Origin of the sequence: Halorubrum aethiopicum, from assembly GCF_001542905.1 — an archaeon.
GTDB classification, from domain to species: domain Archaea; phylum Halobacteriota; class Halobacteria; order Halobacteriales; family Haloferacaceae; genus Halorubrum; species Halorubrum aethiopicum.
The window spans coordinates 2,327,665-2,348,572 of record NZ_LOAJ01000001.1; the positions used below are offsets into that span (position 1 = coordinate 2,327,665).

Sequence of the window (20,908 nt, forward strand, 5' to 3'; positions counted from 1 at the left end):
GCTCCCGATCCTCAATCCGAGGGCAGCGCCGACGCAAGTGTTAGATACGCGATACTCCCGGATATGACTCCGACACCAACCGCGGTGATGAGCCGGTGACCGAGACCGAAGACGACGATAGCGGCGAGCGAGGCGGTCACCAGAGCGAGCCCGGCGGCACCGTGATGGTACTCGCCCGTGGCGGGGTGTGCGCTCAGCGGGGTCCGCTCCGCCGCCGGGACCCGCATGCTCGCGTGGTACGGGACGTACAGCCGGGTGCCGATACCGGCCGTCGCCGCGACGATCGAAGCGAACTGTACGTCACCGACGAGCCGGTTGACGGCGAGAAAGAGGCCGATCGCCACGAACAGCGCGATCGCCTTGCTCCGCTTGTCGGCGGCGACCACCGACTCGTGGAACGGCTGTTCCGACATACGCCCCGAAAAGCGGTCGGGTGGGTTAAGCCTATGGTCGAAGCGTCGCTCCCCCGGATCGGCCGGACCGTCCGAGGCGGGGGGGACGCGGGCTCGGAGGACGCGAGTCGGAGACGCGATCCGGCCCGGGTGTATTTAACCACGTCCGGGAACATCGTCGGACATGAACACGCTGGGACTCGAGAGACGCGACGGACGAAACCTGCTGCTGGTCGCGGCCGTCGTCGCGGTCGTCATGGCGGCGACCGCCGAGGGCCCGACCTGGGTTCGCCTCGTCGCCGGCGGGATCGGCGGCCTCATCAGCGGCGTCGTCTTCGTGATCTCGACGCTCCTCATCAACCGGTACAAGCCGGACCACTGGTAGCGACCCGGCGTCGGAACCGGTGGCCGGTCTCGGATTCGTATCGGTTTTATCCCCGTACCGGAGAGGTGGGAGCGTGAACATCGACGACCGGATCGAGCGGCGACTCGGATACGACACGGGAGCGGGCGTCTTCGTCGACTTCGACGCCGTCTCCCCGGTGTTCCACCTCGAGTCGCCGATCGGCCGCGGCCCGGCGCTCGAGCGTCTGCTCGACGCGTTCAGCCCGGCCTTCTCCGGCGCGTTGCCGCCGAGCACCTACGTCCACGGCCCGAAGGGGAGCGGCAAGTCCGCGGTCGTCTCCGCGCTGTTCGACCGGCTCGCGACCCACAGCGGGCCGCCGCAGGCGATCCAGACGTCGACGCGGGCGGTCGAGCCGACGCTTCCGGGGTTCGTCTACGTGGACGCCAGGCGGGCCTCGACCCGGTTCCGGCTCTATCACGACGCGCTGGCGGCCGTCGGCGACGAGACGGTGCCCGACCACGGCATCGGCACCGACGACCTCGCGGAGTCGCTCCGGGACGCGGTCCGCACGGGCCCCGACGTCGTGGTCGCGGTCGACCACACCAACGAGCCGGAGACGCCGAGCGCGTCGACGGTCGTCGAGTGGCTCACCGACGTGAGCGGCCACATCGTGCCGGTGTGTCTCGGCCGGGAGCCGCCCGAGGAGATCGAGTGGGACCCCGACGAGTCAGTGGCGTTCTCGCGGTACCGCCGGCACGTGCTCGTCGAGCTGCTGACGAGCCGGTGTTCGACGGGGCTCGGCCGCGACGCGCTCAGCCACGACCAGGTCCGCGAGATCGGCGAGTGGGCCTCCGGCGACGCCCACGACGCGCTCGCCGCGATCGCCGGGGCCGCCATCCACGCCGAGCGCGACGGGGTCTCGACGATCCGGCCCGCGGACGTCGACGCGGGTATCGAGGAGGTCCCGAAGCCCTGCGTCACGCTGGGGCGCGTCCTCTCGCTCTCGGAGAGCCGCCGCCGCCTCCTCTACGAGCTCGTGACGCTGTCCGAGTCGGACCGGTCCTCGGTGAGCACCGCGACGGAGACGATCGCCTCCCGTCGGCGCGTCGACCTGTCGGCCTCGACGGTGCGGCGCGTGCTCTACGAGCTCGCCGACGCCGGGCTGCTCGATCGCGTGACCGTCCGGCGGAGCGACGGTAAGGGACGGCCGCCGAGCCGGCTCGTCCCGCGGTTCCCGACACACGTCTACCGCGAGCTGTTCGACCGGTCGGCGCGCGCCTGAGCCGGCTCCCCGGTTGCTCTCCTTCTCCCTCGCCGAACGGAAGACAGTTGCCGCCGGCGACCCGGCGTGTCCACATGGTTCCGCCCCTCGCGCTCGACATCGACGGGACGCTGACGACGCCGGACGGCCGCCTCGACGCTCGGGTCTTCGAGCTGTTGCCCGACTGGGAGGCCCCCGTGGCGCTCGCGACCGGCAAGGCGTTCCCGTACCCGGTGGCGCTCGCGGGGTTCCTCGGCCGCGACGCGACCGTGATCGCGGAGAACGGCGGGGTCGTCCACGTCGACGACGAGACGACGATCCTCGGGGACCCGGCGACCGCGCGCGCCGTGGTCGAGACGTTCCTCGAGCGCGGCGGCGACCTGGGCTGGGGCGGGGACGAGACGGTGAACCGGTGGCGCGAGACGGAGGTGGCGGTCTCCGTCGACGCCGACGAGGCGCTGTTGCGCGAGGTCGCCGCGGCCGCGGGCGGCGTGGAGGTCGTCGACACCGGCTACGCGTTCCACGTCAAATCGCCGGACGTGAGCAAGGGCGAGGGGCTCGTGCGGGTCGCCGAGGCGCTCGATCTCGACCCGGGCGAGTTCGTCGCGGTCGGCGACAGCGAGAACGACGTCTCGACGTTCGAGGTCGCCGGCGACTCCTACGCCGTCGCCAACGCGGACGAGGCGGCGACCGCGGCCGCCGACGTCGTCCTCGAGGCGGGATACATGGACGGTACCGCGGCAGTTCTGGAGGCCCTGCGGGCGGGTCGAGAGCCGTGATCGCCGGTCAGTGGTAGGGGTACCGCCCGGTCGCGCCGCACTCGCGACAGCGGACGACGACCCGTCCGGGACCGAGCCGGACCCGGCTCGTCTTCCCCGGTCGGAGGTACACGTCGCAGTCGTCGCAGGTCTTCCGCTCGAACTCGCGGGGGACGCCACAGCGGTTCCGCTCGGCGATCCGCCTCGCCAGACGGACGTACTCCCGGGCGCGGTCGTACTCGTCGTCGACGACCGCCTCGCGGGCGAGCCCGAACAGCCGCTCGATCCGTTCCTCGGGGATCCCCATGCGCTTCCGGTGTCCCCGCATCGCAAAGGCGTTGTCGTCCGCGACCGAAGCCGGAGTCGTCCGGAGCCGTCCAAAGCCGTCTAGAGCCGTCCGGAACCGGATCCGCCGGATCGGGGCCTTTCGGTCGATCCGCTCCACCGACCCGCATCCTTTTTGAACGGTCCACGCCAACCCGCCTCCATGAAGGAATCCCTGATGGACGTGATCTGCTGTCCGCTCGACAAGGCCGACCTCGAACTCGACGTCGACGAGCGGGACGACGAGGAGATCCTGGAGGGGACGCTCACGTGTACCGAGTGCGACGAGGTCTACCCGATCGAGGACGGGATCCCGAACCTCCTCCCGCCGGACATGCGCGAGGAGGAGGAAGAAGCGGCGGCCTGAAGAAGCGGCGGCCTGAAGCAGGCGGCGGCCTGAGCCGGGATACTCGCGGGTATCGGTGGATCCAAGACCGTCCTCTCGTTCCCTCGGACGGGGGGATCCCGTGGAACACGACGGGAGTTCACTTCGGCATCGGGGAGGTGAACGGTCGAGTAGAATCCGCTTGCTAGTTGTACGGGTGTTTCGTGAGAGAATCAGATGGATAGAGGCGGATCGTTGCTGACGCGGTGAACACTCACAAAGCCCCAGTCGCGAGGAGGCCGTACGCTCGTTGTGCTCCTCGCTCAGTCACTTCGTTCCTTCGCTGCGGTGCTTTCGTCGCCTACGGCCTCCTCGCGACTGCCCCTTTGAGTCCCACCCGCACAGCACAGCCCCGCACCTCACGCCTCCCCAGCCTCGCCACTCGCGCTTTTCAAGCGCTCGTGGCGTCCCTCGCGGGCTCCTCGCGAGCCGATGGCTCGCTCGGAGGCGCGCCACCGCACCGGCGATCGCTCACTCCTTCGCCCGTAGTGACCGATCGATCGACTACGCCGTCGCCTCGACGTCCGCGAGGTCGCGGGCGAGCGCCTCGGCGATGGAGACGTCCGCGTCCTCGACGAATCGCGCGAGTTCCTCGCCGTCGGCGTCCTCGACGACGACGGTCGGGATCAGTTCGATCCCGTACTCCTCGACGCCGGGACCCTCCTTGCCGTTCGGTCCCTTCGTCACCGGGAACGCCTCGATCCGGTCGTCGGGCACGCCGGCGGCCGCGAGCGCGGCTCCGAACGCCGGAAGCTGCCGTTGACAGTCGCCACACCAGTCGCCGCCCCACACCTTGAACCGGTAGCCGTCGGCCGCGAGCGCGTCCAGTACCGCCTCGTCGAGCCCCTCCGCGTCCGCGTCGCCGGGCGAGAGCGTTTCGAGCGTCATGTCCCGCCGTACGTCGCCGAGGCTTGTAAACGGCGCGTCGGTGGCAACCGGTCGCATCCCCGTCAGCGACCTCCCGTCTCCCACCGAGCGGGAACCCGGTCGAACATGTTGCCGCCAAGGTGATTGTCGGAGCGGAGACGATCCCCGGCCGTATGCGACTCACACGCGAGACCATCGCGAAAGTCATCGTCGCGGCGTTCCTGTTGAACCTCGTCGTCATGGGTGCCGGCGCGTGGTTCGCCTACCAGGAGGCCCCGCCGATCCCCGAGGAGGTGGTCGGTCCCGACGGCGAGACGGTCGTCACCGACGAGGGGATACAGGACGGCAAAGCGGCGTTCCAGCAGTACGGACTGATGAACCACGGGTCGATCCTCGGCAACGGGGCCTACTACGGCGAGGACTACACCGCCGAGACCCTGGAGCTGAAGGCCCAACACATGCGCGAGTACTACGCCGACGCCGAGTACGGCGCGGCGTACGACGAACTCGATTCGGGCGACCGGGCGCGCGTCGACGCGCTCGTCCGCGAGGAGCTCGACGCAGCCCACGACGGCGGCGAGGTCGTCGAGTACTCCGCGGCGGAGGCGTACGCCCACGAGCAGGTGCGGGAGACGTACGTGGCCCGGTACCACGACGGCGACCACGCCCGCGGCGTGCCGGAGGGGATGATCGAGTCCTCGGCGGAGGCGGAGTCGTTCGCGGACTTCGCGCTCTGGACCGCCTGGTTCTCCCACACCGACCGCCCCGGAAGCGACAACTCCTACACCAACGAGTGGCCCTACTCGCCCGCCGCCGGCAACGACGCCACCGGCGCGGCGATGATCTGGAGCGTCGTCGCGATGGTGCTTCTCGTCGGCGCGGCCGGCGCGGCGATCCTGCTGTACAAGTCGGTGAAGCTCCCGGAACCGAGCGCGGAGGGGATCGCGGTTCCCGAACCCGGCGACGTGAGCGTCTTCCCGAGCCAGCGCGCCGCGCTCCGGTTCGTGCCCGTGGCCGCCGGGCTGTTCCTCGCGCAGGTCCTCCTCGGCGGTCTGCTGGCGCACTTCTACATCGAGCGAGCCGGCTTCTTCGGGATCGAGCGGATCCTCGGCGTCCACGTCCTCCAGCTCCTCCCCTTCTCCATCGCGAAGACGTGGCACATCGATCTGGGGATCCTCTGGATCGCCTCCACGTGGCTCGGCGCCGGGCTCTTCCTCCCGCCGCTTCTCACCGGCCACGAGCCGAAGCGTCAGGGGACGTACGTGAACGTCCTGCTCGGCGCGCTCGTCGTCGTCGTGGTCGGCGGCATGGGCGGGATCTGGCTCGGCGCGAACGGCTACCTCCCCGGCGAGCTCTGGTGGCTGCTCGGCAACGAGGGGCTCGAGTACCTCGAGGTCGGGAAGGTGTGGCAGGGCGGCCTGCTCGTCGGCTTCCTCCTGTGGGCCGTCCTCGCGGTCCGCGGGCTGAAACCGCTGCTCGACCGCGAGCCGGTCTACGGGCTCGCGCACATGATCCTCTACGCCGGCGGCTCGATCACCCTGCTCTTCGTCGCCGGGTTCATGTTCACGCCGACGACGAACATCGCCGTCACGGAGTTCTGGCGGTGGTGGGTCGTCCACATGTGGGTCGAGGGGCCTTCGAGTTCTTCATCGTCGCGATCATCGGGCTCACCCTGGTGTCGATGAACCTCCTCACGCGCCGCAGCGCCGAGAAGGCCGTCATGCTCCAGGCGCTCCTGGTGATGGGAACCGGCGTCATCGGCGTCTCACACCACTACTGGTGGATCGGGATGCCCGACTACTGGGTGCCGATCGGCAGCGTCTTCTCCACGCTCGAGCTGCTTCCCCTGATCTTCATTCTCTACGAGGCCATCGGCCAGTACCGGGCGATGGGCGAGGCGGGCTTCCCGTATACGATCCCCTTCATGTTCATCGTCGCCAGCGGGGTCTGGAACTTCGTCGGCGCGGGCGTGCTCGGCTTCTTCATCAACCTCCCGCTCGTCAACTACTACGAGCACGGGACCTACCTCACCGTGGGCCACGCGCACGCCGCGATGTTCGGCGCGTTCGGCTTCCTCGCGCTCGGGATGGTCGCGTACATGCTCCAGCTCTCAATCGACCCCGACCGCTGGGACCCCTCGTGGCTCCGCGCGTCGTTCTGGTGTTGGAACGTCGGGCTCGCGCTCATGGTGTTCGTCTCCGTGCTCCCCGTCGGCTTCCTCCAGCTCGACGTCGCGTTCACGGAGGGGTACGCGGCCGCCCGGAGCCTCGCGTTCTACGAGCGCCCGCTGGTCCAGACGCTGTTCTGGGCCAGACTGCCGGGCGACACGCTGATCATCGCGGGGACCGCGATCTACGCCGCCGACCTGGTCCGAAAGCGGTTCGTCCTCCGGCGCTCCGAGGACGACCCCGCGGTCGACGACATGGCGGTCGCGGAGGGTATCGTCGGCGACGACGACTGACGCCTCCCGGCCGGCTCCCGTCGGCGGGCCGGTCCGACCCCGTCGCTTGCCGCAGTCCGTCGGGCATTTGAGTCGCCGGCGTCTCCGTCGATCCGATGGACGAGGACATCCTGGAGGGGCTCGGATCGCCGCTGGTCCGAGTGGATTCGCCGCCGGGAACGACGGTCGCCGCGAAGGTCGAGTCGCGCAATCCGGGCGGTTCCGCGAAGGACCGCCCGGCGCTGTACATGATCGAGGCCGCGGAGCGGGACGGCGAACTCGAATCGGGAGACGGCATCGTCGAGCCCACCTCGGGCAACACGGGCATCGGCATGGCGATGGTCGGCGCGGTGAAGGGGTACGACGTGAGGCTCGTGATCCCCGAGGGGAAGTCGGTCGAGCGCCGTCGACTGATGCGGGCGTACGGCGCGACCGTCGAGGTCGTCGACGGCGACATCTCCGCGGCGAAGGCCCGCGCCGACGAGCTCGAACGCGAGGAGGGGATGGTCCAGCTCCGCCAGTTCGAGAACCCCGCGAACCCGCGGGCCCACTACGAGACGACCGGTCCGGAGGTGCTCGAGCAGGTCGGCGACCGCACCGTCGACGCGTTCGTCGCCGGCGTCGGCACCGGCGGGACGCTCTCGGGGATCGGCCGGCGCCTGCGCGAGGCGTTCCCCGAGGTGCGGATCGACGCGGTCGAGCCGGCCGGCAGCGCCGTGCTCTCCGGCGAGGCGGTGACCGGCGACGACTTCCAGGGGATGGGTCCCGGCTTCGTCGCGGAGAACCTCGACCGCGAGCTGATCGACGACGTCCACGTCGTCGACCTCGAGGCGGCCGAAGCCGAGTGTCGCCGACTGGCGCGCGAGGAGGGGATCCTCGTCGGGCAGTCCTCCGGCGCGTCGAACCTCGCCGCGAAGGACGTCGCCGAGGAGCTCCGCGAGTCCGGGGCCTACGCGGGCGAGGAGCCGCTCGTGGTCACCGTCTTCTGGGACAGCGGCGAGCGCTACCTCACCGCCGGGACGTTCGATTGACGGTCCGTCCGAGTCTCACTCCAACAGGATCGAAAAGCCCCACCGCGCCGACGACTCCGGCTCCGCGTCGCTCCCGACGACCGAGAGGGTGGTCTCGAACCGGTACTCGCCGACCGGGAGACAGCCGTCCGCCTCGGGCGTGGCGTAGAGGTCGACCGGGCGCTCGCTCGACTCGCCGGCACCGATCTCGAACGTCCGGTACTCCTCGGTCGTGGCGATCCCCTCCTCGAGCCGCCAGCAGTCGGGCTCCGCGGGGTAGTCGCCGTCCGCCGGGAGCAGCACGAGGAACCCGTCGTCGTCGGCGACGTACTCGAAGTGAACGGCTCGGCCCTCGCCGACCCTGACGGGCTCCTCGCCCGCGTTCGACAGCGTCGTCCGGAGGCGGGGCGGGTGGTCCTCCGTGGCCGCCTCGCGGACGACCTCGACGGACGGCTCGATCGGGAGGTCGACGTCGTCGTCGACGGAGACGAGCGTGACGCCCGGACCGCCCGTCCCCGAGGGCCGCGTCCCGCCGGAGTCGTCGCCGTCGTCGGAGCCCGGAAGGTCGTCCGATCCGTCGCCGTCGCTCCCGTCACCACCGTTGCTCCCGTCACCACCGTCGCTCGGCCGACCGACGCAGCCGGCGAGTCCGCCCAGCGCGACGCAGCCGAGCCCCCCGAGTCCGCCGACGCCGCGAAGGTAGCGTCGCCTCGTCGGGGTTTCGAGCCCCGACATACGCCGAGTCATACCGTCGGTATGGCGCGGCCGGGAGATATCCCTGTCGGCGGATCGGGTGTGTGAATTGCTCGCATAGCCGCTTCGATCTTTACTCGGTCGGGAACGGAGAGGGAGTCATGGAACGCACGCGTCGCTCGACGATCGGGTCCCTCGCCGCCCTCGGAGCCGCCGGACTCGCGGGCTGTCTGGACGAGGGGATCGTCGGCTCCGTCGGGGAACGGGACGGCGAGGGCGACGCCGCCGAGGGGGACGGCTCCGCCGAGGGGGACGCTCCGGGCGAAGGGCGCGGGCCGCCGACCGCGGACGGCTCCCGTCACCTGGCGTACGACCTCGACGCCCTGCTCGAGGAGTCGCTGAGCGGGGGCGTCGGTCAGGACGGGATCCCGTCGATCGACGACCCCGCGTTCGCCCCGATCGGGGAGACGAGCCTCGTCGCCGACGCGCCCGTCTTCGGCGTCGTCCGCGGCGGCGAGGCGAAGGCGTACCCCCAACACGTGCTCGTCCACCACGAGATCGTCAACGACACCGTCGGCGGCGACCGCGTCGCCGTGACGTACTGTCCGCTGACCGGCACCGCACAGGGGTTCGAGCGCGGCGAGACCACCTTCGGCGTCTCCGGACGGCTGGTCAACTCGAACCTGATCATGTACGACCGGGCGACGGAGAGCTGGTGGCCCCAGATGCTCGCCACGGCGATCGACGGCCCGATGCGCGGCGAGACCCTCCGCGAGTTCCGGGTCGTCTGGACGACCGTCGGCGAGTGGCGCGCGGCGCACCCGGACTCGCGGATCTTGACCGACGACACGGGATACGTCCGACGGTACGAGAACGATCCGTACGGGCTCTACGCGCCTCTCGGCGGGTACTACGCCAGCGAGGGGACGCTGTTCCCCGCGCTCTCGGACCCCGAGGAGGGGCACCCCAAGTCGGTCGTGATCGGCGCGCGAACCGCCGGCGGCGCGGTCGCGTTCGACAAGGAGACGCTGCTCGCGGAGCGGGTTCTCTCGGGGACGCTCCGGCCGAGCGGCGAGGCCGCGGTCGCCGTCGCGGACCCGGCGCTGTCGACGGCGTACGTGTACCTGAACCCGGAGGGCGCGGCCGTGGAGCCCGACGGGGACGGCTACCGCGTCGAGGGGAACGACGCCGGGGGCGCGGTGGGGAGCGAGGGCGGTGTCGACGCCGACGACCTCTCGCTCGAACGGGTCCTCGCGTTCGACGCGATGTGGTTCGCGTGGGCGGGCTTTCATCCCGACACGGGCTTCGCCGGCGAGCACACCGGGGCCGGGTATGGCCGCTGAGACCGCCTCGCCGACGCGAGCGCCGGTCGCGTGGCTCTCCGGGCTCGTCCGCCGGACCGCGTTCGCGGTCCGCGCCTCGCTCTCGCGCCGGGACGGGCGGGCGACGCTCGGGATCGTCGGGGGCGTCTACTTCGTCCTCTACAGCGTCGGCCTCGGACACCTCGGCCGGCGCAGCGGCAGTGCGGTCCGGCGGCGCGCCGGCGGCGGGTCGACCCCGCTCGTCGATCTGTTCGTGGCGAGCGACCCGCTCGCGACCGCGACCCGCCGGGTCGCGCCGTTTCAGTACGAGCCGATCGCGCTGGCTTCCGCGGGCCCCGTGGAGTACCTGTTCGCGCCGGTCAACGCCGCGATCGGGGTCGGACTCGCGCTGCTCGTGGGCGTCACGCTCGCGGTCTCGGTCGTCGCCTGGCGCGGTCCCTCGGCGTGTCGGATCGGGGCCGGCGCCGGCGCGGTCGCGGGGGTGCCCGGACTCGTCTCCGGCTTCGTCTGTTGCGGTCCGACGATACTGCTCGTGATCGGCGTTCAGGCGTCGGCGGGGCTGCTCGCGGCCCTTCAGTGGTTCCTCCCGCTGGCGGTGGCGAGCCTGCTCGTCACCCTGCTCTGGGTCGGGAGCCGGGTCGATCCCGAGGCGGTCCGACAGACGGGCGATCCGACCAAGTGACGGCGATTCACGCGACAGGCGACGGTTCAATCGGCCGGTAGACGACGGTTTATTATCGGGTCTCGGTACCACCAAGGTGAAGCGTGAACCGCACACTCGAGCGGTCGGAGCGACGGACTCGACGACGGTGGTCGGCGTGAACTGGCGGTACCGCCACACCGTCCTGACGCTGTGTATGCTCGCCTTCTTCGTGACGTACTTTGCCCGGCTGGCGATCAGCCCGGTCGTCCCGTTCATCACCGCCGACTTCGACGTCTCGAACACCGCGGTCGGCGTGGCGCTCTCGGGGATGTGGCTCGCGTACGGCCTCTCGCAGTTCCCGAGCGGCATCCTCGCCGACCGGTTCGGCGAGCGCCGGGTGATCCTCGTCGCGGTCGGCGGGACGACCGCCGCGAGCCTGCTGCTCGCGCTCGCGCCGGTGTTCCCCGCGTTCGTCCTGATCGCGTTCCTCCTCGGGCTCGTCGCCGGGCTCCACTACGCGGTGGCGACGACGCTCTTGTCGCGGACGTTCGACGACCTCGGCACCGCGGTGGGGCTCCACTCGATCGGCGGCCCGCTGGCGGGGCTCGTCGCGCCGGTCGCCGCCGCGTGGGTCGGCGTCCGCTACGGCTGGCGGCCGGGCGTGGCGCTCGCCGCGCTCGTCGGCGTCCCCATCTTCGCGGTCTTCGCCTGGCGGATCCGGCCGACCGAGCCGCGCCGCCCCGACCAGCCGATGCGCGACCGGTTGCGGCTCGGGCCGCTCGTCGAACTCCTCTCGCGGCCGAGCGTCCTCCTGCCGCTCGCGATCGCGACGATCGGCACCTACGTCACGCAGGGCGTCATCTCGTTTCTCCCGACGTTCCTCGTCGACTTCCGGGGGTACTCGCCGTCGTTCGCGGGCGGCGTCTTCTCCGCGTTCTTCGTCGTCCGCGCTGGCGCGCAGGTCGCCATCGGGCGGCTCTCGGACCGGGCCGGCCGGGACGGCGCGATCGGCATGGCGATGCTCTCGGGTGCTCTCGGCGCGGCCGGCTTCGTGGCGCTGCCCGGGTACGTCGGCCTCGCGGTCGCCGTCCTGCTCGCGGGGTTCGGATCGAGCTTCTTCTCCGCCATCGATCCGCGGTTCATGGACGCGATGAGCGAGACCGAGCGGGGAGCCGGCTTCGGACTCGTCCGAACCGTCTACACCGTCATCGGATCGGCGGGGTCGGTCGGCGTCGGCCTCACCGCTGACCTGTTCGGCTGGGCGGTCTCCTTCGGCGTCCTCGCCGGCCTCTTCGGCGTCGCGTTCCTCGTGATCGCCGCGAACGCGCTCCTCGGAACCGGCTACTGAGACCGCCCGGAGACCCGCCTCCGACCTCCGTCGCCTCCGACCTCCGTCGCCTTCGACCTCCCTACTCGTCCGGGAAGATGCTCTCGGGGATGTACGCAGAGACGGTCCAGTTGGGCGCGTCAACGACCTCGCTCACCTTCAGGTCCATCGCGGCCGAACAGAGGATGTACGCCTCCCCGCGCGTGAGCCCGCGGTGCTCGGCGAGGTGGTCGATCATGTGGCGGGTCGCCTTCTTCGTCGCCTCCATCAGGTCGTCCGCGATCCCGGTCGTGCCGTACATGGGCTCGTCGCGTCCGGTCGGCGTGAACGGGCCGGTCGTCTCGAACTGCGGCTGCTCGATCGACAGGTCCTCCCTGAGCGTGAAGCGCGCCGTGACGAACATCGGGGCCTCGATGCCGGTGACGCACACCTCGCCGTCGCCCTGCGCGGCGTGACAGTCGGCCGTCGAGAAGAGCCCGCCGGCGACCTCGACGGGGAGGTACACGGTCGACCCCGCGGTCATGTGTTTCACGTCCATGTTCCCGCCCACCGAGCGCGGCGGGAGCGTGTCGTGTTCGCCGTCCTCGCCGGGCGCGAGCCCGATCACGCCGGGGAAGGGGTCGAGCGGTACCTCGATCCCGTTCACGAAGTGGCCCACGTCGCCCTGGAGGTCCCAGACGTGGACGTCGGCGTCGGGGAAGTCCTCGGGTAACAGTCCGAGGCCCATCTCTCCCGGCATGAACCCGGTGTACCCCCACCCCTTGTGTTGGAAGTCGAGGAGGTCGACCTGGATGGCGTCGCCGGGTTCCGCGCCCTCGACCGCGACGGGGCCCGTGAGCGGGTGGACCGGGTCGAAGCTCACGTTCGCGAAGTCCTCGGCGGTCGACTCCGTGTCGAGCTGTCGGTCGACCGCGTCGCGGCACTCGAACCGGACCACGTCGCCGTCGGAGACGGTCAGAACCGGGTCCAGCGAGTTGTCCCAGGACCGGTGGACGTTGCGTTCGGCGTCCGAGAGGTGATAGTCGATCGTGTAGTCGCGCTTCTCGCTCCCGCCGTCGCCGTCCGTGCGTGTCATACACTATCGAAATGATCGGCGGCCGACTTAAAATCGACCGGACCGGCCGGTTCCGCTCCGCACGGGTCGATTCTCGCGGGACGCCGACGCCACCGCAAGGTACGTGTTCCCAGCCGCCTCACCTCCGACGTGTACGACTACCACGTCCACTCGACGTACTCGGACGGGTCGTTCCTCGAATGGATGGTCTCGTCGGCGGAGGCGGCCGGGCTGGAGGGGATCGGGATCGCCGACCACTGCTCCGTGATCCCCGACGAGAACGCGGAACGACGGAAGCGACTCCTCGGATTCAATCTCGACGCGACCTACGAGCGCCGACGGGAGGCGATCGACGACGCCCGCGAGCGCGCCGGAATCGCCGTCTTCGACGCGGTCGAGATGGATTATCACCCCGACCACGAGGACGCCATCCGGACGTTCCTCGCGGAGACGGGGTTCGACTATGCGGTCGGGAGCGTCCACGACCTCGAGGGCGTCAACGTCCATACCCGCTCGTACTTCGCGGAGCGGTCGGAGGCGGAGCGTCGCGACCTCGTCGACCGCTACTTCGAGAAGCTGGTCGCGCTGATCGATTCCGAACTGTTCGCGATCGCCGCCCATCCCGACCTAGTCGAGCGGAACCCGCACCTCCGCGGGTTCGCGACGACCGACCACTACGAGCGGGTCGCGGCCGCCTTCGAGCGCTCGCCGACGGTGCCGGAGATCAACGCCGGCCGGCTGCTCGACGAGTACGGGGAGTTCCACCCCGCACCCGCGTTCCTCGACGCGCTCGTCGAACGCGGGGTGGAGGTGACCGTCGGAACGGACAGCCACGAGCCGGAAGAGATCGAGCCGCGGGCGACCGGGATCCGCGAGGAACTGGACGATCGCGGCCTCGAACCGGTCGAGATCGACGTTCGGTGAGGTCGTCTCCGAGCGAAGCTACGCCGGATCGAACGCCGATAGACTCGCTCCGCTCGTCCATCGAGCTCGACTTCGGCTTACGCCTCGTCGAACGACGCATCGCTTCGCGCTGCTGGCTCGACGAAGCTATGCTTCGTCGAACACCGGAAATCAAAGATTTCCGAGCTCGACTTCGGCTTACGCCTCGTCGAACAGCTCCTCGCCCTCGACCATGTGCTCCTCGACGGCGTCCAGGTTCAGGGTGAGACCGAGACCGGGCCCCTCCGGCACCTCGATGTAGCCGTCCTCGATGACGTCCTCCTCGACGAGGTCCTCCCACCAGCCGAGCTCGTAGGAGTGGTACTCGACGGCGAGCGAGTTCGGGATCGACGCGCCGACGTGGGCCGCCGCCATCGTCGCGACCGGTGAGGCGACGTTGTGCATCGCGACCGGCACGTAGTACTGGTTCGCCACGTCCGCGATCTTCCGCGTCTCGCGCATCCCGCCGACCTTCGGCAGGTCCGGCGCGACGATGTCGACCGCCTGGTTCTCGATGAGCCGGCGGAGTTCGGTGACGCGGTAGCGGTTCTCGCCGACCGCGATCGGGGTCGACGTGCTCTTCGTGACCTCCTCTTGAACCTCCAGGTTCTCCGGCGGCACGGGGTCCTCGAGCCACCAGACGTCGTTCCCGTTGATGGCCTCCGCCAGCCGCTTCGCGGAGCCGCCCGAGAACGTCCAGTGACAGTCGAAGGCGACGTCGGCCTCGTCTTTCACGCGTTCGGTGACCTTCTCGACGATCTCCGCCTTGTGACGGATCTCGCCGGGACGGAGGTGTCGGTTTGCGCGGTCCTTCTCGAGTCCCGACGGGACGTCGAGGTCGAACTTGAGCGCGTCGTAGCCGAGCTCGTGGACGACGCGTTCGGCCTCGTCGGCACACGCCTCGGGGTCCGCCTCCTCCTCCGTGTGACAGTCGCAGTAGACGCGCATCCGGTCGCGGTACTTCCCGCCGAGCAGCTGGTAGGCGGGCACGTCGAGGACCTTGCCCGCGACGTCGTGAAGCGCCACCTCGATCCCGGAGATGGCCGTGACGGTGACGCCCTCGACGGAGCCCTCGCCGGACATCTTCTGGATGAGGTGCTCGTAGAGGCGGTCGATGTCGAGCGGGTTCTCGCCGACGACGAACGGCTTCATCCGCTCTATCAGTTCGGGCACGCCCGCGCCCCAGTACGCCTCGCCGGTGCCGACCACGCCGGCGTCGGTGTAGACGCGCACGAGCGTCCACGGGAAGTTCCCGTCGACCATCGTCGTCTGGACGTCCGTGATCTCGAGGTCCCGGTCGCCACCGCGCGAGCGGGTTGCGTCCATCGTCTCGGCGGAGAGCTCCCGCATCGTGTACTCCGCGTTCGGGTCGTGAAGCGACTCGTAGTTCCTGCTCATGTCGGGCCGTTAATTCGGATCACAGTAAGCGTTTATGCTCCGTCCTCGACACGAGCGCTCGGCCGCGGGGAGGGGAAGAGAACGAGCGAATCGGGAGGGCGAAGGCGGCGCAAGGGAACCGGATCGACGCGAAAAACGCGGAGAGAAAGGGGGAGCGTTTTCCTTACTCCCCCTCGAACGGGTCGTATGGTCGAGGTAACCGAGTCGCTCACCTGCCTGTTTACCGCGGAGATCGAAGCGGACGGCGAGGGGGGATACGTCCTGTCGGTGCCGAAACGCGAGATCGAACACGGGGCCGTGGTCGCCGGAGAGACGTATCGAGTCGCGATGATCGATCCCGACGGACGGGCCACGGGCGACGGGGATCGAACCCGGACCTCGCGGGGTTCGAACGGGGCCGCCCGGTCGGGCGGCGGAGCCGGCGGAGGCGGTGCCGGCCGGGCCGACTCCGGGCCGCCGGTCAAGGAGGGCGAGGTCCGCGACGTGACGATCGAGACGCTCGGCGACAAGGGCGACGGCATCGCGAAGATCGAGCGAGGCTACGTCGTCATCGTTCCCGACGCCGAACTCGGCGACGAGGTCACCGTGGAGATCACGAGCGTCCGCGAGAACGTCTCGTTCGCGTCGGTTCTCGGGGAGTAGCGCTCTCCCGGCGTCGGCGACGGCGGATCAGGAGAACAGCCGCCGGAGGTGTTCACGCGAGAGGAACGACGAGGGGCGGTCCATGTGGACGCCGATCTCGCCCGAGAGCGCCCGCAGCCCGAGATGCTGGATCGGTTCGGGAAGCGAGTAGCACGCCCGGATCAGCTTCCCGAGCCGGATCTCGGTCGCCAGCTCGTCGCGCCAGCCCGCCTCGTAGGCGGCGAGGGTTCCCGGATCCGCGGGATCGACGGTCGCCGCGGCGACATCCGCGGCGGTCATCCCGTAGAGGATCCCGCCGCCCGTGAACGGCTTCGTCTGGGCGGCGGCGTCGCCGATCAGGAGGACGCGATCGGTCGTCACCGAGTCCGGCGGACCGATCGGGATCGCCCCCGAACAGAAGCGCTCGGTGTCGGCCCCGTACGCCTCGGTCAGCCGGTCGAACCGGGCCGACACGTCCTCGCCGGGGGGCGCGGCGAGCCCGTACTCGACGCCGGCGTCGCCGCGGGGGATCCGCCACGCGAAGAAGCGCGGCGCGGTGAGGTGGACGTCGACGTAGTCGCGGTCGTCCGGTTCCGGGTCGAACGCGAGCACGCCGTGGAGGAGCTCCTCCGGCTCGTCGATCCCGACCTCGCGGCGCACGCGGGAGGTCGGCCCGTCGCAGCCGGCGACCATCCGCGCCTCGACGGTCTCGGTGCCGCCGCCGGCGACGCTGACCTCGACGACGACGCGGTCCGCGCGCTCGTCGATCCCGGTGACGGTGTGGCCCTCCCGGACCTCCGCTCCCGCGTCGCGGGCGCAGTCGGCGAGCGCGCGGTCGAGCCCGACGCGATCGATGACGTTCGAGACCTCCTCGCGCTTGTAGAACCGGTACGGCGTCGATCCCGGCCCGCCGACGTGAAAGCGCGCGCCGAATATCCGGTTCTGGAACAGCTCCTCTCTCGCGGCCTCGGGGACGTACTCCCAGACGTCGGTCGAGACGTGTCCGGAGCAGGCCAGCGGCTCGCCGACCTCGCCCTTCTCGAAGGCGACCACGTCGTATCCCTCCTCGGCCGCCTGGCGGGCGAACCGCGAACCGGGCGGTCCCGCACCGACGACGACGAAGTCGTACATGCTCGTGACGAGGCCGCCCGCGTATTTAATTGGGCCGTCGTCGAGCGCCGGTCGGTCGACCGCCGCGTCCCGGGAGGTCGTCAGTCACTCGCGGTCCGCGAGCCACTCGAGCGCCGCGTCGAGGTCGGTCTCGGGCGGCGAACACGTGAACCCCTCACAGACGTAGACGGTCGGCTCGTCGCCGTCGGCGTCGCGGCCCCTCCAGACCGGCGGCGCGTCGTCGAGGCCGAGCCGATCGAGCCACTCGTCGAGTCCGGAGTCGGTCGGCGGGCGACGCGCGACGACGGCACCGGGGAGATAGCGCTCCGCGAGCGTCTCCCGCCACTCGGCCGGCATCTCCTCGGCCGCGACCGTCACCTCGATCCCGCCGGTCTCGACGCGCTCGGCCGCGCGGACCAGCGAGACGTGCTCGAGCGGACTCGCACGGATCCGGTCGGCGTGGACGGCCACCACTCGCTCGGCGATCTCGCGGAACCGGTCGTCGGTCCGGAACCCGTCGAGGACCGCGAGCGTCTCCGCCGCGACACCGAGACTCGAGGGGGTCGAGCGGTCCGCGAACTCCTGTGGCCGGGCGAAGAGCGTCCCGTCGCCCTCCGGGTTCGTTCCGCTCGTCCCCGCCGATGTAACGCCCTCGGGATCGCGCGTGAAGTAGATCGTCCCCGAGTCCGGGTCGTAGAAGTCGTCGACGAGCGCCTCGGCCAACTCCAGCGCGAACGCGACCGCGTCGACGTCGCCCGTGGCGGAGTACACGTCGAACGCGCCGCGCGCGAGGAACGCGTAGTCGTCGAGGTAGCCCGGTCCGGCCACGTCGCCGTCGAGCCATCTGCGGTCGAGCCGACCCGCCTCGGCGTCGTACAGTCTGTCCCGACAGAACGCGAGCGCCTCCGCGGCCAGGTCGGCGTACGACTCGCCCAACACGTCCCCCGCGGCCGCGAACGCCGAGATCGCTCGCCCGTTCCACGACGCCAATACCTTCTCGTCGCGGGCGGGTCGGGGACGCTCCTCGCGAGCCTCGAAGAGGGCGGTCCGGGATTCGAGGAGGATCTCCCCGATCTCGGCCTCGGATCGGTCGTACTCCGCCGCCAGCTCCGCGATCGAGGCCGCGAGCGTCGGCACCGTCGTCCCGCGCTCGAAGTTCCCGCCGGGTTCGATCCCGTACCGGGCCCGCGCGATCGACGCCGCCGGCTCCTCGAGGACGGCGTCGACCTCCTCGGGCGTCCACGCGTAGAACGCGCCCTCGACCCGCTCGTCCGGGTCGTCGCCGGCGCGGCTCGGGGGTTGCCGGCTGCGCGCGTCGAGCGTGCTGAAGAATCCCCCGTCCGGATGGCGGAGCTCCCGCTCGAGGAACGCCAGCGACTCGGCGGCCACCCGGGCGTAGCCGACATCGCCGGTCAGCCGGTAGCCGTCGAGGTAGACCATGGGTAGCTCCGCGTTGTCGTACAGCATCTTCTCGAAGTGGGGGATCGTCCACTCGCGGTCGACCGCGTAGCGGTGGAACCCCCCGCCGATCTGGTCGTACATCCCGCCGGCGGCCATCCCGTCGAGCGTTCGCGTCGCCGCGCGCAGGAGCTCCTCGCGGCCGCTCCGCGCGGCCGCCCGCATCAGGAGGTCCACGCGACCCGGCATCGGGAACTTCGGACCGCTCGCGCCGAAGCCGCCGTACTCGTCGTCGACGCTCCGCATCGCCGTCGCGGCCGCCTCGTCGAGGAGTCCCGAACCGGGCGGGTCGCTCGCGCCCGAGGGGTCGGGGACGGACTCGAGTTCGTCGCGCGCGCTCGCGGTCCACTGCTCGGCGCGGCGCTCCATCTCCTCGCGCTGCTCGGGGTCGCTCCACGAGTCGGCGATCCGGCGACACAACTCCGGGAACGAGGGGTGGTTCCCCCGCGGTTCCGGCGGGAAGTAGGTCCCGACGTAGAACGGCTTGCCGTCGGGGGTACACCACGCCGACAGCGGCCACCCGCCGCCGCCCGTGACGAGCTGTGAGACCGTCATGAAGGTGCTGTCGACGTCGGGACGCTCCTCGCGGTCGACCTTGATCGGGACGAACGACTCGTTGAGCAGCGCCGCCGTCTCCTCGTCGGCGAAGCTCTCCTCCTCCATGACGTGACACCAGTGACACGCGGAGTAGCCGATGGAGACGAACACCGGCACGTCGTGCTCGCGAGCGCGCTCGAACGCCTCCTCGCCCCACGGCTGCCAGTTCACCGGGTTGTCGGCGTGCTGCTGGAGGTACGGGCTCGGCTCCCCGTCGAGCCGGTTCCGTTCGGTCGGCTGTGACATGGGCCGGATTGGCCCGCGCGTCGGAAAAACCCCGCTACACGGAGCGCGGTCCGGCGTCGTGACTCCGAGAGCGAGCCAGGAAGATCCACGGACGTGGATCGATAGGTCGACCGAGAGGGAAAGAGTTACACTACGATGCGGGTATCCGTCGCGCATGACGGAGACCGTGCTCTTAGTCGGCGGCGGCGGGCGCGAACACGCCATCGCCCGAGCGCTCGCCGACGACTGTTCGCTGTACGCCTGCGCGAGCAACCGAAACCCCGGCATCCGGCGGCTCGCGGACGGCCTCGAGACGGTCGAGGAGACCGACGCGGACGGGATCGCCGCCTTCGCGACCGAGGTGGACGCGGACCTCGCGGTCATCGGTCCGGAGTCCGCGCTCGAGGCCGGCGTTGCGGACGCACTGGACGACGCCGGCGTGTACGCGTTCGGCCCGCGGGAGGCGGAGGCGCGGCTGGAGACGGACAAGGCGTACCAGCGCCGGTTCATGCGCGAGGCGGACGTGCCCGGCTGTCCGGACTTCGAGGTCTTCGACGACATGGACGCCGCCTGCGCGTACATCGACGAGTACGACGGCGACCTCGCGGTGAAGCCCGCCGGCCTCACCGGCGGCAAGGGCGTGAAGGTGATCGGCGACCAGGTCACCGCCGAGGAGGCGAAGACGTACCTCCGGGAGTCCGGCTACGACCGGGTCGTCCTCGAGGAGCGGCTGGTCGGCGAGGAGTTCACCGTCCAGGCGTTCGTCGCCGACGGCGAGTTCCGCGCGACGCCGGCGGTCCAGGACCACAAGCGCGCCTACGAGGGCGACGAGGGGCCGAACACTGGCGGAATGGGCTCGTACTCGGACACCGGACCCTCGCTGCCGTTCATGGAAGACGGCGACTACGAGGCGGCGCTCGACGTGCTCGACGCCGTCGTCGACGCGCTCCCCGACTACAAGGGCGTCCTCTACGGTCAGTTCATGCTGACCGCGACGGGACCGAAGGTGGTCGAGTTCAACGCGCGGTTCGGCGACCCGGAGGCGATGAACACGCTGCCGGTCCTCGAGACGCCGTTCATCGACGTGTTGACCGCCGCCCGCGACGGCGACGCGCTGCCGGAACTCGAGTTCTCCGGGGAGGCGACCGTGTGTAAGTACGCCGTTCCGGACGGGTACCCGACGGACCCCGACGGCGGCGCGCGGATCGCGGTCGACGAGGAGAGCGTCGGCGACGCGCTGCTCTACTACGCGAGCGTCGACGAGCGCGAGGACGGGATCTACACGACCACGTCGCGGTCGTTCGCGGTCGTCGGCCGCGGCGACTCCATCGCGGCCGCGGAGGCCGAGGCGGACGCGGCGCTGTCGGCGGCGGGAGACCGCGTCCGGATCCGTCACGACATCGGGAAGCCGGAACTGCTCGAGAAACGGACCGAACACATGGCCGAGCTCCGGGAGTAGTCGGTGCGGAGCGGACGGATCCGCGTCCGGCGGGAACGGAAGTGGCGAGCAGGCGGTCTCCGCTCCTCACGGCGGTCGACCGCGCACCCGTCCAGGCCTGCCGTGAGCCGTCGGTTCGGCGTGAGCGGTCTGTGGCGGTATCCGGTTTGAACCCTCGGCGTCTCGGGGTGGGGTGACATGGTCGCGGCGGTCGGCCGATCCGGACGGGCGCTCCCCGGAAGCGAGCCTTTTACTCCCACGCCGCGAACGGACGGGCGTGAGCGACGAGGACACGAC

19 protein-coding genes and 1 pseudogene are annotated in these 20,908 nt (G+C 70.6%); 12 read left to right on the top strand and 8 right to left on the bottom strand.

All coding sequences use genetic code 11. The features are described from left to right. Nucleotides 1-11: 11 nt before the first annotated feature. Entirely contained in the window at nucleotides 12-413 is a 402-nt protein-coding gene (locus AXA68_RS11055) for a hypothetical protein (protein WP_066416630.1), read from the bottom strand. Between the two features lie 163 nt (nucleotides 414-576). Here AXA68_RS11055 and AXA68_RS11060 point away from each other — a divergent pair, with 163 nt between their 5' ends. The 3 genes from AXA68_RS11060 (at nucleotide 577) to AXA68_RS11070 (ending at nucleotide 2,778) form a co-directional block, all read left to right on the top strand. Further along, entirely contained in the window at nucleotides 577-777 is a 201-nt protein-coding gene (locus tag AXA68_RS11060; RefSeq protein WP_066416632.1) for a hypothetical protein, read from the top strand. Between the two features lie 73 nt (nucleotides 778-850). Further along, nucleotides 851-2,020 (top strand): Cdc6/Cdc18 family protein, encoded by a 1,170-nt coding sequence (locus AXA68_RS11065; RefSeq protein WP_066416636.1) that lies wholly within the window; start codon nucleotides 851-853, stop codon nucleotides 2,018-2,020. 74 nt (nucleotides 2,021-2,094) lie between these two features. After that, a complete protein-coding gene (locus AXA68_RS11070) occupies nucleotides 2,095-2,778 on the top strand; it encodes an HAD-IIB family hydrolase (protein WP_066416639.1) in 684 nt (227 codons plus the stop codon). Nucleotides 2,779-2,785: 7 nt separating this feature from the next. Here the strand turns inward: AXA68_RS11070 and AXA68_RS11075 are convergent, their stop codons facing one another. Further along, nucleotides 2,786-3,064 carry a ribonuclease P protein component 4 gene (locus AXA68_RS11075; protein WP_066418556.1) on the bottom strand — a complete coding sequence of 93 codons (279 nt, stop codon included), beginning with the start codon at nucleotides 3,062-3,064 and terminating at the stop codon, nucleotides 2,786-2,788. A gap of 180 nt (nucleotides 3,065-3,244) precedes the next feature. Here AXA68_RS11075 and AXA68_RS11080 point away from each other — a divergent pair, with 180 nt between their 5' ends. Beyond that, entirely contained in the window at nucleotides 3,245-3,448 is a 204-nt protein-coding gene (locus AXA68_RS11080; RefSeq protein WP_066416643.1) for a methytransferase partner Trm112, read from the top strand. Nucleotides 3,449-3,970: 522 nt separating this feature from the next. Here AXA68_RS11080 and AXA68_RS17140 read toward each other — a convergent pair. Beyond that, a complete protein-coding gene (locus tag AXA68_RS17140) occupies nucleotides 3,971-4,354 on the bottom strand; it encodes a TlpA family protein disulfide reductase (protein WP_066416652.1) in 384 nt (127 codons plus the stop codon). 152 nt (nucleotides 4,355-4,506) lie between these two features. Between AXA68_RS17140 and AXA68_RS11090 the strand changes: the two are divergent. Then, nucleotides 4,507-6,794: pseudogene (locus tag AXA68_RS11090) on the top strand (nitric-oxide reductase large subunit). A gap of 95 nt (nucleotides 6,795-6,889) precedes the next feature. Further along, complete coding sequence (locus AXA68_RS11095) at nucleotides 6,890-7,804, top strand: PLP-dependent cysteine synthase family protein (protein WP_066416654.1); 915 nt, start codon at nucleotides 6,890-6,892, stop codon at nucleotides 7,802-7,804. A 15-nt stretch (nucleotides 7,805-7,819) separates the two neighbouring features. Here the strand turns inward: AXA68_RS11095 and AXA68_RS11100 are convergent, their stop codons facing one another. After that, the gene (locus AXA68_RS11100; protein WP_232745105.1) at nucleotides 7,820-8,530 is read right to left on the bottom strand and encodes a hypothetical protein; all 711 of its coding nucleotides are present in this window, start codon (nucleotides 8,528-8,530) and stop codon (nucleotides 7,820-7,822) included. 107 nt (nucleotides 8,531-8,637) lie between these two features. On the opposite strand from AXA68_RS11100, the gene AXA68_RS11105 reads away from it, so the two are divergent. The 3 genes from AXA68_RS11105 to AXA68_RS11115 all read left to right on the top strand — a co-directional run bounded on the left by AXA68_RS11105 (nucleotide 8,638) and on the right by AXA68_RS11115 (nucleotide 11,789). Further along, nucleotides 8,638-9,819, top strand: coding sequence for a DUF3179 domain-containing protein (locus AXA68_RS11105; RefSeq protein WP_066416656.1), 1,182 nt, complete (start codon nucleotides 8,638-8,640; stop codon nucleotides 9,817-9,819). Next, on the top strand, nucleotides 9,809-10,480 hold the full coding sequence (locus tag AXA68_RS11110) for a hypothetical protein (protein ID WP_066416658.1): 672 nt from the start codon (nucleotides 9,809-9,811) through the stop codon (nucleotides 10,478-10,480). The genes AXA68_RS11105 and AXA68_RS11110 overlap by 11 nt, the downstream gene beginning before the upstream one ends. Nucleotides 10,481-10,616: 136 nt before the next feature. Further along, entirely contained in the window at nucleotides 10,617-11,789 is a 1,173-nt protein-coding gene (locus AXA68_RS11115; protein ID WP_066418559.1) for an MFS transporter, read from the top strand. A 61-nt stretch (nucleotides 11,790-11,850) separates the two neighbouring features. Here the strand turns inward: AXA68_RS11115 and AXA68_RS11120 are convergent, their stop codons facing one another. Beyond that, nucleotides 11,851-12,843: an acetamidase/formamidase family protein gene (locus tag AXA68_RS11120; RefSeq protein ID WP_066416665.1), complete on the bottom strand. Its 993-nt coding sequence runs from the start codon at nucleotides 12,841-12,843 to the stop codon at nucleotides 11,851-11,853. Between the two features lie 129 nt (nucleotides 12,844-12,972). Between AXA68_RS11120 and AXA68_RS11125 the strand changes: the two genes are divergently transcribed. After that, nucleotides 12,973-13,746: a PHP domain-containing protein gene (locus AXA68_RS11125; protein WP_066416668.1), complete on the top strand. Its 774-nt coding sequence runs from the start codon at nucleotides 12,973-12,975 to the stop codon at nucleotides 13,744-13,746. Nucleotides 13,747-13,923: 177 nt separating this feature from the next. Here the strand turns inward: AXA68_RS11125 and AXA68_RS11130 are convergent, their stop codons facing one another. Next, nucleotides 13,924-15,162 carry a mandelate racemase/muconate lactonizing enzyme family protein gene (locus AXA68_RS11130; protein WP_066416670.1) on the bottom strand — a complete coding sequence of 413 codons (1,239 nt, stop codon included), beginning with the start codon at nucleotides 15,160-15,162 and terminating at the stop codon, nucleotides 13,924-13,926. A gap of 186 nt (nucleotides 15,163-15,348) precedes the next feature. On the opposite strand from AXA68_RS11130, the gene AXA68_RS11135 reads away from it, so the two are divergent. Then, nucleotides 15,349-15,804: a TRAM domain-containing protein gene (locus AXA68_RS11135; protein WP_066416672.1), complete on the top strand. Its 456-nt coding sequence runs from the start codon at nucleotides 15,349-15,351 to the stop codon at nucleotides 15,802-15,804. Between the two features lie 27 nt (nucleotides 15,805-15,831). Here the strand turns inward: AXA68_RS11135 and AXA68_RS11140 are convergent, their stop codons facing one another. Both AXA68_RS11140 and AXA68_RS11145 read right to left on the bottom strand, forming a co-directional pair. Beyond that, entirely contained in the window at nucleotides 15,832-16,914 is a 1,083-nt protein-coding gene (locus tag AXA68_RS11140) for a geranylgeranyl reductase family protein (protein ID WP_066416679.1), read from the bottom strand. 84 nt (nucleotides 16,915-16,998) lie between these two features. Then, a complete protein-coding gene (locus tag AXA68_RS11145; protein WP_066416689.1) occupies nucleotides 16,999-19,194 on the bottom strand; it encodes a thioredoxin domain-containing protein in 2,196 nt (731 codons plus the stop codon). A gap of 154 nt (nucleotides 19,195-19,348) precedes the next feature. Here AXA68_RS11145 and purD point away from each other — a divergent pair, with 154 nt between their 5' ends. Next, nucleotides 19,349-20,632 carry a phosphoribosylamine--glycine ligase gene (gene purD / locus AXA68_RS11150; protein ID WP_066416691.1) on the top strand — a complete coding sequence of 428 codons (1,284 nt, stop codon included), beginning with the start codon at nucleotides 19,349-19,351 and terminating at the stop codon, nucleotides 20,630-20,632. The last annotated feature ends 276 nt before the right edge of the window (nucleotides 20,633-20,908 follow it).

What these genes read in the sequence shown, in the direction of transcription:
- AXA68_RS11055 (WP_066416630.1), bottom strand. Translation starts at nt 413, where the DNA reads ATGTCGGAACAGCCGTTCCACGAGTCGGTGGTCGCCGCCGACAAGCGG.
- AXA68_RS11060 (WP_066416632.1), top strand. Translation starts at nt 577, where the DNA reads ATGAACACGCTGGGACTCGAGAGACGCGACGGACGAAACCTGCTGCTG.
- AXA68_RS11070 (WP_066416639.1), top strand. Translation starts at nt 2,095, where the DNA reads ATGGTTCCGCCCCTCGCGCTCGACATCGACGGGACGCTGACGACGCCG.
- AXA68_RS11075 (WP_066418556.1), bottom strand. Translation starts at nt 3,064, where the DNA reads ATGGGGATCCCCGAGGAACGGATCGAGCGGCTGTTCGGGCTCGCCCGC.
- AXA68_RS11080 (WP_066416643.1), top strand. Translation starts at nt 3,245, where the DNA reads ATGAAGGAATCCCTGATGGACGTGATCTGCTGTCCGCTCGACAAGGCC.
- AXA68_RS17140 (WP_066416652.1), bottom strand. Translation starts at nt 4,354, where the DNA reads ATGACGCTCGAAACGCTCTCGCCCGGCGACGCGGACGCGGAGGGGCTC.
- AXA68_RS11095 (WP_066416654.1), top strand. Translation starts at nt 6,890, where the DNA reads ATGGACGAGGACATCCTGGAGGGGCTCGGATCGCCGCTGGTCCGAGTG.
- AXA68_RS11100 (WP_232745105.1), bottom strand. Translation starts at nt 8,530, where the DNA reads ATGACTCGGCGTATGTCGGGGCTCGAAACCCCGACGAGGCGACGCTAC.
- AXA68_RS11105 (WP_066416656.1), top strand. Translation starts at nt 8,638, where the DNA reads ATGGAACGCACGCGTCGCTCGACGATCGGGTCCCTCGCCGCCCTCGGA.
- AXA68_RS11110 (WP_066416658.1), top strand. Translation starts at nt 9,809, where the DNA reads ATGGCCGCTGAGACCGCCTCGCCGACGCGAGCGCCGGTCGCGTGGCTC.
- AXA68_RS11120 (WP_066416665.1), bottom strand. Translation starts at nt 12,843, where the DNA reads ATGACACGCACGGACGGCGACGGCGGGAGCGAGAAGCGCGACTACACG.
- AXA68_RS11130 (WP_066416670.1), bottom strand. Translation starts at nt 15,162, where the DNA reads ATGAGCAGGAACTACGAGTCGCTTCACGACCCGAACGCGGAGTACACG.
- AXA68_RS11135 (WP_066416672.1), top strand. Translation starts at nt 15,349, where the DNA reads ATGGTCGAGGTAACCGAGTCGCTCACCTGCCTGTTTACCGCGGAGATC.
- AXA68_RS11140 (WP_066416679.1), bottom strand. Translation starts at nt 16,914, where the DNA reads ATGTACGACTTCGTCGTCGTCGGTGCGGGACCGCCCGGTTCGCGGTTC.
- AXA68_RS11145 (WP_066416689.1), bottom strand. Translation starts at nt 19,194, where the DNA reads ATGTCACAGCCGACCGAACGGAACCGGCTCGACGGGGAGCCGAGCCCG.
- purD (WP_066416691.1), top strand. Translation starts at nt 19,349, where the DNA reads ATGACGGAGACCGTGCTCTTAGTCGGCGGCGGCGGGCGCGAACACGCC.